Raw genomic sequence first — 14,536 nt, 5'->3', positions numbered from 1 at the left:
GAGGCATCAGGCCGCCGCGCGGGCGCGCACGGCGCCGGCCCAGCGGCGCGCCACCGTAGGCGAGGTGGCGCACGCGGCGGAGCCCGTCACCACACGCACCGCACGCTCCAGCAGCTGGATGTCCGCTTCGTGCTGACGCGCCACGTGCGGATCCTCGAAAAAGATCACGCGCTGGCACTGGTGTTCGAGCACGAGCTCGGCAATCTGCGCATCCCCGCCCAGCGGGCCGCTCAGGTAGCGGTGCACCCAGGGCTTGTCCTGCGGCCAGCCGCGCGACCACGCCAGCTCGTTCAAGCGGCCGCCCGTCGTGCCGGTCGCCACACGCCGCGAGAACTGCGACAGCACGTCGAAGTACTCGTCCGCGAACGCAACCATCTCGTCTTTGAGCGCATCGTGCGCGATCAGCGCGAGCGTCTGGCCGGTGAAATCGAAATTGCGTGACAAGGCCGGATCCGGCGCGAGCCCCGCGAGCACGCGCTCGACCTCGATCCATTCGATGGCGCCGGCCAGTGTCGAGATGAACGGACGACCATGCGTGATGCACTGGCGCTTGAGCGCAAGCGCCTCGGGAAAGATCGACGACGGGTCGACCGGGTCGATCAGATAGATCGCACCGTCGAACGGCGCTTCGCCGTCGCGCCCTTCGGTCACGCGGGCCACCAGCTTCATCAGTCCGCCCTCGCGGCCGTAGGGGTAACGGATCAGGCCGTTGTAACCCTGCAGCATGCCCTCGCGCACGATGGCATCGTGCGTGCGGCCGACCGTGTGGAGCTGGATGCCCATTTCGCGGATGGTGGCCGAAGACGCGCGCAGCCAGGTGAAAAGCGCCGCGTCGGGCGTTTCATGGTGGAGTCGGTTGGCCGCGAGGCCAAAGCGCAGTCGGGGAGCGGTCATGGACAGTGCACGATATCAAGGGGCCAGCGCCGGGCCGCACGGTTGCACGCGCGATTGCGTGCCTGCCGATGATACCGCTTGGCCGATGACAGTGTGCGCAGGCGCCCCGCTCCCGCAATGCGGGAAGGCGCAGCCCGCACGCCCGCGCCGCATACAAGAAACCCCGCACGCAGCGGGGTTCGGGGTCAGACGCCCTGCACTCAGTCGGCTTCGTCGATCCAGGCCTGCTGAATGGCTTCGAGGATCTTCTCGCCGCTGTGGGCGGGATCATCGTCGAAACCCGGCAGCTCGAGCACCCACGCGCGCAGCTGCGTGAAGCGCACCGTCGTGGGATCCACGTCGGGATAGGTATCGGCCAGCGCCGTGGCAATCTCGTAAGTGTCGACCCACTTCATGTCAGTGATCTTCCTTGGCGTGATTGATCGTGTACTTCGGGATTTCCACGGTCAGATCGGCATCGGCGATGAGGGCCTGGCACGACAGACGCGAGGTCGAGGTCAGGCCCCAGGCCTTGTCCAGCAGATCCTCTTCGGAATCGGTCGCGTCTTCGAGCGAGCTGAAGCCCTGGCGCACGATGACGTGACACGTGGTGCAGGCACAAGAGAGCTCACACGCGTGATCGATGTCGATATCGTGATCCAGCAGCACGCGACAGATCGACGCGCCCACCGGCGCGTCATCGATGACGGCGCCTGCGGGGCAAATCTCGGGATGGGGCAATACGGTCAGTTTAGGCATAACGGATATCAGGCGAGTTCGTCGAGTTTGCGGCCGGCGAGCGCGTTACGGATGCTGCGATCCATACGGCGGGCGGCGAAATCCTCGGTCGCATCGGAAAGGGCTTGTACCGCGGCGCGCACGGCGTCCACGTCGGGGGCATCGCGCGCGGCGGCGGCGTCGGCGAGGGCGGCGTCCACCCGCGCACGTTCGTCGGCGTCCAGCAGATCGCCGTCGGCGGCCAGCGCCGCGCCAACGGACTCGACCAGCTGGCGGGCTTCGACCTGCTGTTCGCGCAGCATGCGTGCGCGCGCATCGGCGTCCGCCTGCGACACGCCTTCGGACAGCATGCGGGTGATCTCGTCATCCGAGAGACCATAAGAGGGCTTCACCGTCACGGCGGCCTCGATACCCGTGCTCTGCTCGCGAGCGGTGACGCTCAGCAACCCGTCGGCATCCACCTGGAAGGTCACACGGATACGCGCCGCGCCCGCCACCATCGGCGGAATGCCGCGCAGTTCGAAGCGCGCCAGCGAACGGCAATCGGACACCAGGTCGCGCTCGCCCTGCACCACGTGCACGCTCATCGCGCTCTGGCCGTCCTTGAACGTCGTGAACTCCTGCGCGCGTGCCACCGGGATCGTGCTGTTGCGCGGGATCACCCGCTCCACCAGCCCGCCCATGGTCTCGAGACCCAGCGACAGCGGCGTCACGTCAAGCAGCAGCCAGTCTTCGCCGGGCGCGCGGTTGCCCGCCAGCAGGTTGGCCTGCAGCGCGGCGCCCAGCGCCACGACCTGATCGGGATCCAGGTTGACGAGCGGTTCGGTGCCGAACAACGCACCGACAGCCTGACGGATCACGGGCATGCGCGTCGCGCCGCCCACCATGACCACGCCCTGCACATCGCTCACCGAGAGATTCGCATCGCGCAGCGCGCGGCGCGCGGCGTCGAGCGTGCGGGCAACCAGGGGCTGCGCCCAGGCGTCGAACTGCCCGCGCGACAGAACCTGCGTGACGGAGGTGCCATCCGCGCGGTTGAACGCGAGCGTGGCCTCCTCGCTGTCGGTCAGGGCTTCGCGGGCCTGGCGTGCCGCCACGAGCAGCGCGCGGCGCTCACCCAGCGACAGCTCGCCCAGCGATTGCGTCTGGACCACCTGCGCCGCGATCAGCGAATCGAAATCGTCCCCGCCCAGCGCCGTGTCACCGCCGGTGGCGATCACCTCGAACACGCCCTTGGTGAGACGCAGAATCGAAATGTCGAACGTGCCACCGCCAAGATCGTAAACGGCGTAGACACCCTCGGCCGCCTGATCCAGGCCGTAGGCGATCGCGGCCGCCGTGGGTTCGTTGAGCAGGCGCAGCACGTTCAGACCGGCCAGCCGCGCGGCGTCGCGCGTGGCCTGCCGCTGGGCATCGTCGAAATAGGCGGGCACCGTGATCACGGCGCCCACGAGGTCATCGCCCAGCACGTCTTCGGCGCGCTGACGCAGCACCGCCAGAATCTGTGCCGACACTTCCACCGGGCTCAGGTCGCCCTGGCGCGTCCGCAGGCGCACCATGCCCGGCGCGTCGACAAACTCGTACGGCGCGCCGCTGGCGCGCGCGTCGGCCGCCGAGCGGCCCATGAAGCGCTTGAACGAGACGATCGTGTTCTGCGGATCCTGAGTTTGTTGCGGCAACGCGGCGCGGCCGGTCGTCGCACCGCCATCCTCGCGGTAGTGCACGGCGGACGGCAGCAGCGCGTGGCCGGCTTCGTCCAGGAGCACTTCGGCCACGCTGCTGCGCACCGACGCCACGAGCGAATTGGTCGTACCCAGGTCGATGCCCACCGCCAGCTTGCGCTGATGCGGCGCGGGCGACTCACCCGGTTCTGAAATCTGCAATAAAGCCATGGTTCTGTGCAAAAGGTTGAGGCCGGCCCGGATCGGCCGCCGCGCTGGCGGCACGCATCCGGACGGGCACGTGCCTCAAGCGAGCGGGCGCGCGGCAGCCAGCTCCTGGGCGATTTTCTCGATGAACATCCATTCACGCACCCGCACACCGGCAGCCGCGTAGTCGCGCTTCTCGTCGAGCAGGTCGGTGAGCGTCGCGCGCATCTGCGCGCGGGCCTCGCTCAGTTCGGCTTCGAGCGCCGCCGCGACCTTGGGATCGTGACGCGCATCGTCGAGCATCTCGCGCCACTCCATCTGCTGCATCAGAAATGCGGCGTCCATGGCGGTATTGCTCTCGGTCTGCAGGTCGATGCCGGCCTGTTCGCAAAGATAGCGGGCGCGCAGCAGCGGGTCGCGCAGCTGGCGGTAGGCTTCGTTGGCGCGCGCGGCCCACTGCATGGCGACGCGCCGCTCGGGTGCGCTGGCCGTCGCAAAGCGATCGGGGTGCACCCGCGCGGCCACCGTGCGCCACGCCTGCTCCAGCGCGGCGTCGTCGAGTGCATAGCGCGCGGGCAGCCCGAAAAGGCTGAAATGGTCGTCCGCGGCCATTACACCGTGAACGACTCGCCGCAACCGCAGCTCGCCTTCTCGTTGGGGTTCTGGAACTTGAAGCCCTCGTTGAGGCCTTCGCGGGCGTAATCCAGCTCGGTACCGTCGATGTAGGGCATGCTCTTCGGATCGACGAACACCTTCACGCCGAAACTTTCGAAGACCTGGTCTTCGGCCTGCACTTCATCGACATACTCGAGCTTGTACGCCATACCGGAACACCCGGTCGTGCGCACGCCCAGCCGCAGCCCGATACCCTTGCCGCGCTTTTGCAGATAGCGGCCGATATGGTTGGCCGCCTGTTGGGTCAGCGTAACGGCCATGTCAGTCTGCCGCCACGGCCTCGGTGGCGCCGTGCTTCGTCTTGTAATCCTGCACCGCCGCCTTGATGGCGTCTTCGGCGAGGATCGAGCAGTGAATCTTCACGGGCGGCAGCGCCAGCTCTTCGGCGATCTGGGTGTTGCGGATGTTGAGCGCTTCGTCGAGCGTCTTGCCCTTCACCCACTCGGTGACCAGCGAGCTCGAAGCAATCGCCGAACCGCAGCCGTAGGTCTTGAAGCGCGCGTCTTCGATGACACCCGATTCGCTCACCTTGATCTGCAGCTTCATCACGTCGCCACAGGCGGGCGCGCCGACCATGCCGGTGCCGATCGACTCGTCGCCCTTGTCGAACGAGCCCACGTTGCGGGGGTTTTCGTAGTGGTCCAGGACCTTGGTGCTGTATGCCATGATGTTTCTCCGAATTCTGTCGTTCTACGGTGTCGCGGACTACGCCGCGATCAGTGCGCCGCCCACTGCACGCTGTTGAGGTCGATGCCTTCCTGGGCCATCTCCCACAGCGGCGACATGTCGCGCAGCTTGCCCACGCGGCTCTTCAGCAGCTCGATGGTGAAGTCGACTTCTTCCTGGGTCGTGAAGCGGCCCAGCGTGAAGCGGATCGAGCTGTGCGCGAGCTCATCGTTACGGCCAAGTGCGCGCAGTACGTACGAAGGCTCCAGGCTGGCCGACGTGCAGGCGGAGCCGCTCGAGACCGCCAGCTCCTTGATCGCCATGATCAGGGACTCGCCTTCGACATAGTTGAAGCTGATGTTGAGGTTGTGCGGCACACGGTGTTCCATGTCGCCGTTCACGTAGGTTTCTTCGACTTGCGACAGACCGGCCAGCAGACGATCGCGCAGCATGCGCACGCGCTCGTTTTCGGTGCCCATCTCTTCGCGGGCGATACGGAACGCTTCGCCCATGCCCACGATCTGGTGCGTGGCGAGCGTGCCCGAGCGGAAACCGCGCTCATGGCCACCACCGTGCATCTGCGCTTCGATACGGATGCGCGGCTTGCGGCGGACGTACAGCGCGCCGATGCCCTTGGGGCCGTAGGTCTTGTGCGCCGAGAACGCCATCAGGTCGACCTTGAGCTTCTGCAGATCGATCTCGACCTTGCCGGTCGCTTGCGCGGCGTCGACGTGGAAAATGATGCCCTTCTCACGGCAGATTTCGCCGATGGTCTCGATGTCCTGAATGACGCCGATCTCATTGTTGACCATCATCACGGACACGAGAATGGTGTCCGGACGCAGCGCCTGCTTGAACACCTCGAGGTCCAGCAGACCGTCGTCCTTGACGTCGAGGTAGGTCACCTCGAAGCCTTGACGCTCGAGCTCGCGACAGGTGTCCAGCACCGCCTTGTGCTCGGTCTTGAGCGTGATGATGTGCTTGCCGCGCTCGGCGTAGAAATTGGCCGCGCCCTTGATCGCAAGGTTGTCGGATTCCGTGGCGCCCGAGGTCCAGATGATTTCGCGCGGATCGGCGTTGACCAGCTTCGCCACTTCTTCGCGCGCCTTCTCGACCGCTTCTTCGGCGTCCCAGCCAAACGCATGGCTGCGCGATGCCGGGTTGCCGAAGTTGTCGTACAGCCAGGGGATCATTTTTTCGACGACGCGCGGATCGACCGGCGTGGTCGCGGAATAGTCGAGGTAGATGGGACGGTTGCTCATGGGGTACTACTCCTGCTATACGGTGGCGTTGGCGGCGACGGTGGTACTGGGCGCATTGGCAGCATTAGCGCCCGCCCCCACTCGGTTGACCCGCACCGAACAGCCTTGTGCTTGATTGTTGGCTTCCTGCAGCTGGCGCACGCGTTGCTGGTCGACCAGATCCTGCAGCGAGACGGAATCAAGGTAATCGACCATCTTGCGATTCAGCGTGGCCCACAGCTCGTGCGTCATGCATTTGCCGGGCTTGCCATCATTGCCGCTGGTGCAGTCACGCTTGCCACCACAGCTGGTGGCGTCGAGCGGCTCGTCGACAGCGAAGATGATGTCGGCCACGGTGACGTTGCGCGCCAGACGGGCGAGCGAATAGCCACCGCCCGGGCCGCGCACGCTGTCCACGAGTTCGTGGCGGCGCAGCTTGCCGAACAGTTGTTCCAGATAGGAGAGGGAAATATTCTGGCGCTGGCTGATCGCCGCGAGAGTGACCGGGCCGCTATGCTGCCGCATAGCCAGATCGATCATGGCAGTCACGGCGAAACGCCCCTTGGTGGTTAACCGCATGGTAGGTTTCCTGTGAATCCGTTGAACACCCGGGCCACCCGGCAATGACGCGTGGACGGCGGGAGAGCGAATACTTGAGTAATTGCCTCAAGTATAGCAAATTCCCGAGTAAATCGCTAGGTATCTCGGCGGAAAAAAACCGCGCCCACAGCGCGGTTCGTATGCTTTCGGGGCCCCGCTCCGGAGGCTACCGGGGGGTCACTATCGAGGGCCGACCGACCAGTCGCGCCGATCGCCCCTGCCGAGCAGACACTGCGAAATAGCGGATACCGACCCGCCACCACCGCCCTGCCACTACCGGGGGACCGACACCGGCGCCCCCGACAGGCCCCTCTATCAGGCAGCCTGATATTGGGTCGCGCGCTTGCGCACCATCTCCAGCACGCCCTGACAGGCATCCTCGAGATAGTCGAGCACCTTGCCGAAACCTTCCGGGCCGCCGTAATACGGATCGGGCACGGTGGCTTCTTCGAACTCATTGGCAAAGCGCATCAGCAGCATCAGCTTGTGCTGGTAGGCCTTGGGGCACTGCTGCTGCAGGGCAGACAGGTTGTCCCAGTCCATTGCGAGGATCAGGTCGTAGTCGCGGAAGTCTTCCGCGGTCACCTGACGCGCTTCGCATTGCGAGATGTCGTAGCCGCGCTTGCGGGCAGCAGCCTGGGCCCGGGCATCCGGGGCTTCGCCGATGTGGAAGGCATGCGTGGCGGCGGAGTCGATCCGCACGACGTCGGCCAGTCCGGCGTCGCTCACCAGATGGCGGAACACACCCTCTGCGCTCGGCGAGCGGCAGATGTTGCCCATGCAAACGAAAAGTACCTTGGTCATCATGGCGTAAAGTCTGCGGGAAAACCCGGAATTTAGCAAGCTTTTTTTGCGTTCCACGAAGGATTGGACGGTCGTGCGAAAACACGGTTTTCTCTCGACTTAACAAACACTTAGCACGCAACGCTCGGGTGAAAGCTGATTGAAAACCGGCCCCTTTTTGTGCAGACACTCCTGACGGGGCCGGACCCCTATTTATCTGACCAAAAAGGCTGCCGCTTCAGCTTTGCGTAAGCAATAAATGAGGCCATTGCGCCACATATCAAGGCCGCCCGGGAGGCATCTCGTTGCGGTGCAGGCAAGCCCTGCCCCGCCGCAACCGAGGCGCCACGGGCGCCCGGCCTGGCGGACGGGCACCCGCGGCAAGCGCATCAGGCTCCGTCGAGCAGGACGCGATTCTTCAGCGCGTTGAGGGCATCGCGCGCGGCCGCCGCCTGCTCGAATTCGAGGTTGCGGGCGTGATCGATCATCAGCTTTTCGAGGCGCTTGATTTCACGCGCCAGCGCCTTCTCGTCGGTCAGCAACGCGGCCGGCACCGCGTCCTCGAGCATGTCGTGGTTCGCGGGGGCCACCACGCCGTCGATCAGTTCGCGCACGGCCTTGCTCACGCCGCGCGCCGTAATGCCATGGGCCGTGTTGTGCTCGATCTGCTTGGTCCGGCGGCGCTCGGTTTCGTCGATGGCGCGGCGCATCGAATCCGTCACGCGGTCGGCGTAGAGGATCGCGCGGCCGTTCAGATTGCGCGCGGCGCGGCCGATGGTCTGAATCAGGCTGCGCTCCGAGCGCAGAAAACCTTCTTTGTCGGCGTCCAGAATCGCGACCAGCGACACCTCCGGAATATCCAGGCCCTCGCGCAGCAGGTTGATGCCCACCAGCACATCGAACGTGCCCAGACGCAGGTCGCGGATGATCTCGACGCGCTCCACCGTATCGATGTCGGAGTGCAGATAACGCACCTTGACGCCATGCTCGCTGAGGTAGTCGGTCAGGTCTTCGGCCATGCGCTTGGTCAGCGTCGTGACCAGCACGCGTTCCTGCGCCTGCACGCGGATGCGGATCTCGCCCAACAGGTCATCGACCTGGCTGTGCGCCGGCCGAATCTCCACGATGGGATCGACCAGGCCGGTGGGCCGCACCACCTGCTCGACCACGTTGTCGGCATGCTCTTTTTCGTACGCCGCCGGCGTGGCAGAGACGAACGTGCACTGGCGCATGCGCGCCTCGAACTCTTCGAGCTGCAGCGGCCGGTTGTCGAGCGCCGACGGCAGGCGGAAGCCATACTGCACGAGCGTATCCTTGCGCGCCCGGTCACCCCGGAACATGCCGCCCAGCTGGCCGATGGTCACATGGCTCTCGTCGATGAACATCAACGCGTCGGCCGGCAGGTAATCGATCAGGGTGGGAGGCGGTTCACCAGGCGCCGCGCCCGACAGATGCCGCGAGTAGTTTTCGATGCCCTTGCAGAAGCCCAGCTCCTGCAGCATTTCGAGGTCGAAGCGCGTGCGCTGCTCCAGCCGCTGCGCCTCCACGAGCTTGCCCTCACGCGTGAAGAACGCCAGGCGTTCGCGCAGCTCTTCCTTGATGGTCTCGATGGCACGCAGCACCGTTTCGCGCGGCGTCACGTAATGCGAGCCGGGGTAGACGGTGAAGCGCGGCACCTTCTGGCGCACCTTGCCGGTAAGCGGATCGAACAGCTCCAGCGTTTCGATCTCGTCGTCGAACAGCGTGACGCGCAGCGCCAGCTCCGGGCTTTCGGCCGGAAAGATATCGATGGTCTCGCCGCGCACACGGAACGCGCCGCGCGTGAAGTCCGCATCGTTGCGCGTGTATTGCATCGCCACGAGCCGCGCGAGCACCTCGCGCCGCGACACGCGGTCTCCGGCGCGCAGGATCAGCACCATCGCGTGGTAATCACCCGGATTACCGATACCGTAGATACACGACACCGTGCCCACGATCACCGTATCGCGGCGCTCGAGCAGGCTCTTGGTCGCCGACAGCCGCATCTGTTCGATGTGTTCGTTGATCGAGGAGTCCTTCTCGATGAACAGATCGCGCGTGGGCACGTAGGCTTCGGGTTGGTAGTAGTCGTAGTACGAAACGAAGTACTCGACGGCGTTTTTCGGAAAGAACTCGCGCATCTCGGCGTAGAGCTGCGCGGCGAGCGTTTTGTTGGGCGCGAGCACCAGCGCCGGACGACCCAGACGCGCGATCACGTTGGCCATCGTGTAGGTCTTGCCCGAGCCCGTGACGCCCAGCAAGGTCTGGTACATCAGGCCGTCTTCGACTCCCTGCACCAATCCGGCGATGGCGTCCGGCTGATCGCCCGCGGGCGGATACGGCTGGTAGAGCTGGAAGGGGCTGTTCGGGAAATCGACGTATCCAGGAGCGGTCATGCTAGACTGTCCTTGAGGGTAAACCCCCCATTATCCATAGCACCTCGGTGTGCGTCCATCCCACTCAATCTTGTCCCATGAGCACCCTTTTCGATTCCGTCGAACTCGCGCCGCGCGACCCCATTCTTGGCCTGAACGAGCAGTACAACGCCGACACCCGCCCCGGTAAAGTCAACCTGGGCGTGGGCGTGTACTACGATGATGAGGGACGCATCCCGCTGCTGGGCGCCGTCCGCAAGGCCGAGATCGCCCGCATCGAAGCCGCCGCCGCACGCGGCTACCTGCCGATCGAAGGGATCGCTGGCTACAACAAGGGCGCGCAGGCGCTGCTTCTGGGCAATGATTCCAAGCTCGCCGCCGAAGGCCGCGTGCTGACGACCCAGGCACTGGGCGGTACGGGTGCCCTCAAGATCGGCGCCGACTTCCTGCGTCAGCTGCTGCCGCAGTCGCAAGTGCTGATCAGCGACCCGAGCTGGGAAAACCACCGCGCGCTGTTCGAGCGCGCCGGGTTCACCGTCGGCACCTACCCCTATTACGACGCCAGCACCCGCGGCCTGAACTTCGACGCCATGCTCGCCGGCCTGCAGGCCGCGCCCGAGAAGACCGTCGTGGTCCTGCACGCGTGCTGCCACAACCCCACCGGCGTGGATCCCACCGCCGAGCAGTGGAAGCAGATCGCCGATGTCGTGAAGGCGCGCAACCTCGTGCCCTTCCTCGATATCGCCTACCAGGGCTTCGGCGAAGACCTCGAGCAGGACGCCGCCGTGGTGCGCATGTTCGCCGACCTCGGCCTCACCATGTTCGTGAGCTCGTCGTTCTCGAAGTCGTTCTCGCTGTATGGCGAGCGCGTCGGCGCCCTGACCGTGATCGCCGGCAACAAGGACGAGGCCACGCGCGTCCTGAGCCAGCTCAAGCGCGTCATCCGCACCAACTACTCCAACCCGCCCACCCACGGCGGCACCGTGGTCTCGACCGTGCTGAACACGCCCGAGCTGCTGGCCGAATGGAAGCAGGAACTCGCCGGTATGCGCGATCGCATCCGCGAAATGCGCAAGCAGCTGGTCGCCAAGATCGCCGAGGCCGGCGCCACCCAGGACTTCAGCTTCGTGCTGCGTCAGCGTGGCATGTTCTCGTACTCGGGTCTGACCTCGGCCCAGGTCGACCGTCTGCGCGAAGAGCACGGCGTGTACGCCGTCTCCAGCGGCCGCATCTGCGTGGCCGCGCTCAACAGCCGCAACATCGACGTCGTGGCCCGCGCCATCGCCGCCGTGCTGAAGTAAGCAGCTGCCTCCGAGGCCCGCGCGAGCGGGCCAACGAACCGAAGCCCACCCTCGCGGTGGGCTTTTGTTTGGGCGTCCGTCCCGTGGACTTGCTTTTTTCGGTATCGTCCCCCAGAATCACGCTGTATATACATACAGTCCGCATCTGGCGGATCATCGCCATGGCCACGAAACTCACGGAACGCCAGCAGGAAATCCTCAACCTCATCCGGCAAACCGTCGCCCGTACCGGTTTTCCGCCCACGCGCGCCGAGATCGCGCAGGCGTTGGGATTCCGCTCGCCCAACGCCGCCGAGGATCATCTGAAGGCGCTGGCACGCAAGGGCGCGATCGAGCTCACCGCCGGCGCCTCGCGCGGCATCCGCCTGAAAGACGCCGAGCCGGATGCCAGCGCACGTCAGCCGATGCTGCCCATGCCCAGCCTGTCGCAGCTGCTGCTGCCGCTGGTGGGCCGCGTGGCCGCCGGCAGCCCCATCCTGGCGGCCGAGCACGTCGAGCGCGAGGTCGGCGTCGACCCGGGCCTGTTCGCGCAAACCCCGGATTACCTGCTCAAGGTGCGCGGCATGAGCATGCGCGATGTCGGCATCCTCGAGGGCGACCTGCTCGCGGTCAAGCGCGCCTCCGAGGCCCGCAACGGTCAGATCGTCGTCGCCCGACTCGGCGACGAAGTCACGGTCAAGCGTCTGCAACGCCAGAATGGCCGCATCGAGCTGCTGCCCGAGAATCCCGACTTCAGCCCGATCATCGTCGGCCGCGAAGACGAATTCGCCCTCGAAGGCATCGCGGTCGGCCTCATCCGCACGCAAGCGCTGCACTAGGCGCTCAGCGGCAGGCTCACCCGAGCCGCCCCGCCCCCATGAGCAAAGGCCCACGCACCGCGTGGGCCTTTTGCTTGTGCATTTTGTTTGTGCCGTGTGCTCGTGCCTTGCACTTGCCTTGTGCTCGTGCCTTTTGCTTGTGCCTTGTGCTTTTGCCTTGTGCTTGTGCTCTCGCTCGTGCGTTTGCTTATCGCATCGCCTGCGTGCTTCAGCGGCCGGCCTGCCACCTCGCGTGCGCCGCCGGCCAGGCCTGTTCCGCATTCACTGCCAGCGGCGCGGGTTCGCCCCGCAACAGCACCGACTCGAGGCTGTCGAGCGCGCTCATGCCGTTGCGCAGATTCGCGTCGGCGGTATGGCCGGCGAGGTGCGGCGACACGAGCACCCCAGGCAGTTGCAACAAGGGGTGATCCGCGTCCAGGCGCCGCTCGCGCACGACATCGAGCGCAGCGCCGGCCAGATGCCCGCCGCGCAGGCGCTCCACCAAGGCGTCCTGATCGATGACCTCGCCGCGCGACACATTCACCAGCCAGGCATCGCGGCGCATCGCCGCGAGAAACGCGGCGTCGACGAGGCCCCGGGTCTGCGCGTTCAGCGCCACACAGGGCAGGACGAACTGACAGGCCTGCGCCAACGCCTCCGGCGAGGCGGGCCTGACCCAGGCGGGCAGCCGGGCGGGATCCCGGGTGCTGACATACACCTCCATGCCGAAGCCAAAATGCAGCATCGGCGCCAGCGCCGCGGCAATCGCGCCATAGCCCAGGATGCCGGCCCGACGGCCGTACAACTCCAGCGCGCGGCCAGAATAGCGGCTGCGCGTCTCGTCCCAGCCCGCCTCGTGCATGGCGGCGTCGATGCGAGACTGTTCGCGCGCCAGCATCAACATGCGCATGACCGCGAATTCCGCCACGCTGCGCGCGTTGCCACCCGGCACGTTGCTGACCAGCACGCCGTGTTCGGAGCAGGCGGCCAACGGCACCACGTCGAGCCCCACGCCATGGCGGGCCACCATGATGAGGCGCGGCGCCAGCGTGCACAGGTCCTCGGGCAGATCATCGCGCGCGATCACGGCGTGCGCGTCCCTTAGCGCGACGCGCAGACTGGCCTCGCCGGGATCCGGCGCCACCCGGAAATCGAACAAGGCACGCGCGCGCGTCATCGCCTCCGGCGCCAGCTCACGCGTGCTCACCACGACATAGGGCTGAGCCTTCAATCGAGTGCCACTCCGAGTTGCTCGACGACCTTGCCCCACTTGTCGGTCTCGGTACGCACGTAGTCGGCGAACTGCTGCGGCGTTCCGCCCACGGCCTCGGCCCCTTCGCTCTGGAGCTTCTGCTTGATGACGGGCTCGGCGAGCACGGCGTTCACGTCGGCGTTGATGCGTGCCACGATCTCGTCCGGCGTGCTCTTGGGCACGAAATAGCCGAACCAGGAGCCCAGCGCGAACTTCGGATAGCCGCTTTCAGCGACCGTCGGCACGTTGGGCAGGCTGGGCGATCGGCGTTGCGTGGACACGGCCAAGGGCACCAGCGCGCCGGAGCGCAGATGCCCCATGACCGAAGGGATGGTCGCGAACATGAATTGCACGCGGCCGCCCAGCAGATCGTTCAGCGCATCGGCGCCCTTGTAGGGAATGTGCGTCACTTCCACGCCCGCCTGTTGCGCGAACGTGGCGCATGACAGATGCGCCGCGGTGCCCACGCCGGTCGAGGCGCAGTTGTAGCCATTGGGCTTGGCCTTCATGCGCTGCACCAGTTCCGCCAGCGTCTTCACGTTGCTCGACGGATGCACCACCAGAACGTTCGGCACGTCGGCGACGAGCACCACCGGCTTGAGATCCTTTTGCGGATCGAATGGCAGCTTGCGATACAAGGCGGGATTGACGGCAATCGGTCCGATCGAGTTGATCAGCAGCGTGTAGCCGTCGGGTGCCGCGTTCACGACCGCCTGCGTGCCGATGTTGCCGCTCGCGCCGGGCTTGTTTTCCACCACCACCGACTGGCCCCAGCGCTGCGTGAGCGACGCACCGATTTCGCGCGCGAGGATATCCGTCGTGCCGCCCGCGGAGAACGCGACCACCACGGATACCGGCTTTTGCGGCCATGCGGGTTGCGCGGCGGAGGCGCCCGTCGCCATGGCGAGCGCCAGCACGCCGAACACGCCAAGGCATCCACCACCCCGCCGCGCCCCGCGCCCTCCTTGTTCGCGACGCGCGGTTTGCCCCGCTACGCCTTTGCCACGCCCGGCCTCGTCCGGGCAGCCCTCACGAGCAGCCTGCCATACCGAATCCATGCTTGTCTCCCTTTATTGGTCTTTGGTCGTCCGTCTGTGCGGCGACCTGGACCCATACTAGAGAGACGGCTGGCTGCCCTGCTTGAATTAATGGAAACGCCGCTATTCCATTTGGACGAGGGTGGGCCGCGGCAGCGCCAGGCTGCTGCGCCGCAACGTAATCATGCGGGGACTTCCGGACCGCGCCGCGGCGCCACATCCTCTCGGTTGCAGACGCGAGCCCGCGACGAACACCGCAAAAAAAGCCCGGACCGTTGGTCCGGGCTTCTCTTCAGTTCTGCTGCCTCCGAT

15 protein-coding genes are annotated in these 14,536 nt (G+C 65.9%); 2 read left to right on the top strand and 13 right to left on the bottom strand.

Annotated elements, in window-relative coordinates; all coding sequences use genetic code 11:
* Window positions 1-6: 6 nt before the first annotated feature.
* The 11 genes from CEK29_RS08045 to uvrB all read right to left on the bottom strand — a co-directional run bounded on the left by CEK29_RS08045 (window position 7) and on the right by uvrB (window position 9,858).
* Complete coding sequence (locus CEK29_RS08045; RefSeq protein WP_094799060.1) at window positions 7-894, bottom strand: methylglyoxal synthase; 888 nt, start codon at window positions 892-894, stop codon at window positions 7-9.
* Between the two features lie 200 nt (window positions 895-1,094).
* The gene (gene iscX, locus CEK29_RS08040) at window positions 1,095-1,289 is read right to left on the bottom strand and encodes a Fe-S cluster assembly protein IscX (RefSeq protein WP_094799059.1); all 195 of its coding nucleotides are present in this window, start codon (window positions 1,287-1,289) and stop codon (window positions 1,095-1,097) included.
* 1 nt (window position 1,290) lies between these two features.
* Window positions 1,291-1,632 carry an ISC system 2Fe-2S type ferredoxin gene (gene fdx / locus CEK29_RS08035; protein WP_094799058.1) on the bottom strand — a complete coding sequence of 114 codons (342 nt, stop codon included), beginning with the start codon at window positions 1,630-1,632 and terminating at the stop codon, window positions 1,291-1,293.
* Between the two features lie 8 nt (window positions 1,633-1,640).
* On the bottom strand, window positions 1,641-3,503 hold the full coding sequence (hscA, locus tag CEK29_RS08030) for a Fe-S protein assembly chaperone HscA (RefSeq protein ID WP_094857769.1): 1,863 nt from the start codon (window positions 3,501-3,503) through the stop codon (window positions 1,641-1,643).
* A 75-nt stretch (window positions 3,504-3,578) separates the two neighbouring features.
* Complete coding sequence (hscB, locus tag CEK29_RS08025; RefSeq protein ID WP_094799056.1) at window positions 3,579-4,091, bottom strand: Fe-S protein assembly co-chaperone HscB; 513 nt, start codon at window positions 4,089-4,091, stop codon at window positions 3,579-3,581.
* Window positions 4,091-4,414, bottom strand: coding sequence for an iron-sulfur cluster assembly protein IscA (gene iscA, locus CEK29_RS08020; protein ID WP_094799055.1), 324 nt, complete (start codon window positions 4,412-4,414; stop codon window positions 4,091-4,093). Before iscA ends, hscB begins: the two co-directional genes overlap by 1 nt.
* A 1-nt stretch (window position 4,415) precedes the next feature.
* On the bottom strand, window positions 4,416-4,820 hold the full coding sequence (gene iscU / locus CEK29_RS08015) for a Fe-S cluster assembly scaffold IscU (protein ID WP_094799054.1): 405 nt from the start codon (window positions 4,818-4,820) through the stop codon (window positions 4,416-4,418).
* A gap of 50 nt (window positions 4,821-4,870) precedes the next feature.
* Window positions 4,871-6,082: an IscS subfamily cysteine desulfurase gene (locus CEK29_RS08010; RefSeq protein ID WP_094799053.1), complete on the bottom strand. Its 1,212-nt coding sequence runs from the start codon at window positions 6,080-6,082 to the stop codon at window positions 4,871-4,873.
* A 15-nt stretch (window positions 6,083-6,097) separates the two neighbouring features.
* Window positions 6,098-6,640: a Fe-S cluster assembly transcriptional regulator IscR gene (iscR, locus tag CEK29_RS08005; RefSeq protein WP_094799052.1), complete on the bottom strand. Its 543-nt coding sequence runs from the start codon at window positions 6,638-6,640 to the stop codon at window positions 6,098-6,100.
* A 336-nt stretch (window positions 6,641-6,976) separates the two neighbouring features.
* The gene (locus CEK29_RS08000) at window positions 6,977-7,468 is read right to left on the bottom strand and encodes a low molecular weight protein-tyrosine-phosphatase (protein ID WP_094799051.1); all 492 of its coding nucleotides are present in this window, start codon (window positions 7,466-7,468) and stop codon (window positions 6,977-6,979) included.
* 365 nt (window positions 7,469-7,833) lie between these two features.
* Window positions 7,834-9,858 (bottom strand): excinuclease ABC subunit UvrB, encoded by a 2,025-nt coding sequence (gene uvrB / locus CEK29_RS07995; RefSeq protein ID WP_094857768.1) that lies wholly within the window; start codon window positions 9,856-9,858, stop codon window positions 7,834-7,836.
* A 77-nt stretch (window positions 9,859-9,935) separates the two neighbouring features.
* Here uvrB and CEK29_RS07990 point away from each other — a divergent pair, with 77 nt between their 5' ends.
* Together CEK29_RS07990 and lexA are read left to right on the top strand one after the other, a co-directional pair.
* Window positions 9,936-11,138, top strand: a complete 1,203-nt coding sequence (locus CEK29_RS07990) for an amino acid aminotransferase (protein ID WP_094799049.1) — start codon at window positions 9,936-9,938, stop codon at window positions 11,136-11,138.
* Between the two features lie 161 nt (window positions 11,139-11,299).
* Window positions 11,300-11,956, top strand: a complete 657-nt coding sequence (gene lexA / locus CEK29_RS07985) for a transcriptional repressor LexA (protein ID WP_094857767.1) — start codon at window positions 11,300-11,302, stop codon at window positions 11,954-11,956.
* A gap of 208 nt (window positions 11,957-12,164) precedes the next feature.
* Here the strand turns inward: lexA and CEK29_RS07980 are convergent, their stop codons facing one another.
* Together CEK29_RS07980 and CEK29_RS07975 are read right to left on the bottom strand one after the other, a co-directional pair.
* On the bottom strand, window positions 12,165-13,166 hold the full coding sequence (locus CEK29_RS07980) for an NAD(P)-dependent oxidoreductase (RefSeq protein ID WP_094857766.1): 1,002 nt from the start codon (window positions 13,164-13,166) through the stop codon (window positions 12,165-12,167).
* Window positions 13,163-14,113 (bottom strand): Bug family tripartite tricarboxylate transporter substrate binding protein, encoded by a 951-nt coding sequence (locus CEK29_RS07975; protein WP_255176099.1) that lies wholly within the window; start codon window positions 14,111-14,113, stop codon window positions 13,163-13,165. Before CEK29_RS07975 ends, CEK29_RS07980 begins: the two co-directional genes overlap by 4 nt.
* Between the last annotated feature and the right edge of the window lie 423 nt (window positions 14,114-14,536).

Source organism: Bordetella genomosp. 5 (assembly GCF_002261475.1).
GTDB lineage: Bacteria > Pseudomonadota > Gammaproteobacteria > Burkholderiales > Burkholderiaceae_B > Bordetella.
This window is presented reverse-complemented; position numbering and strand designations above follow the sequence as displayed.

What these genes read in the sequence shown, in the direction of transcription:
- iscX (WP_094799059.1), bottom strand. Translation starts at nt 1,289, where the DNA reads ATGAAGTGGGTCGACACTTACGAGATTGCCACGGCGCTGGCCGATACC.
- uvrB (WP_094857768.1), bottom strand. Translation starts at nt 9,858, where the DNA reads ATGACCGCTCCTGGATACGTCGATTTCCCGAACAGCCCCTTCCAGCTC.
- iscU (WP_094799054.1), bottom strand. Translation starts at nt 4,820, where the DNA reads ATGGCATACAGCACCAAGGTCCTGGACCACTACGAAAACCCCCGCAAC.
- hscB (WP_094799056.1), bottom strand. Translation starts at nt 4,091, where the DNA reads ATGGCCGCGGACGACCATTTCAGCCTTTTCGGGCTGCCCGCGCGCTAT.
- hscA (WP_094857769.1), bottom strand. Translation starts at nt 3,503, where the DNA reads ATGGCTTTATTGCAGATTTCAGAACCGGGTGAGTCGCCCGCGCCGCAT.
- CEK29_RS08000 (WP_094799051.1), bottom strand. Translation starts at nt 7,468, where the DNA reads ATGATGACCAAGGTACTTTTCGTTTGCATGGGCAACATCTGCCGCTCG.
- CEK29_RS08010 (WP_094799053.1), bottom strand. Translation starts at nt 6,082, where the DNA reads ATGAGCAACCGTCCCATCTACCTCGACTATTCCGCGACCACGCCGGTC.
- iscA (WP_094799055.1), bottom strand. Translation starts at nt 4,414, where the DNA reads ATGGCCGTTACGCTGACCCAACAGGCGGCCAACCATATCGGCCGCTAT.
- iscR (WP_094799052.1), bottom strand. Translation starts at nt 6,640, where the DNA reads ATGCGGTTAACCACCAAGGGGCGTTTCGCCGTGACTGCCATGATCGAT.
- fdx (WP_094799058.1), bottom strand. Translation starts at nt 1,632, where the DNA reads ATGCCTAAACTGACCGTATTGCCCCATCCCGAGATTTGCCCCGCAGGC.
- CEK29_RS07990 (WP_094799049.1), top strand. Translation starts at nt 9,936, where the DNA reads ATGAGCACCCTTTTCGATTCCGTCGAACTCGCGCCGCGCGACCCCATT.
- lexA (WP_094857767.1), top strand. Translation starts at nt 11,300, where the DNA reads ATGGCCACGAAACTCACGGAACGCCAGCAGGAAATCCTCAACCTCATC.
- CEK29_RS08045 (WP_094799060.1), bottom strand. Translation starts at nt 894, where the DNA reads ATGACCGCTCCCCGACTGCGCTTTGGCCTCGCGGCCAACCGACTCCAC.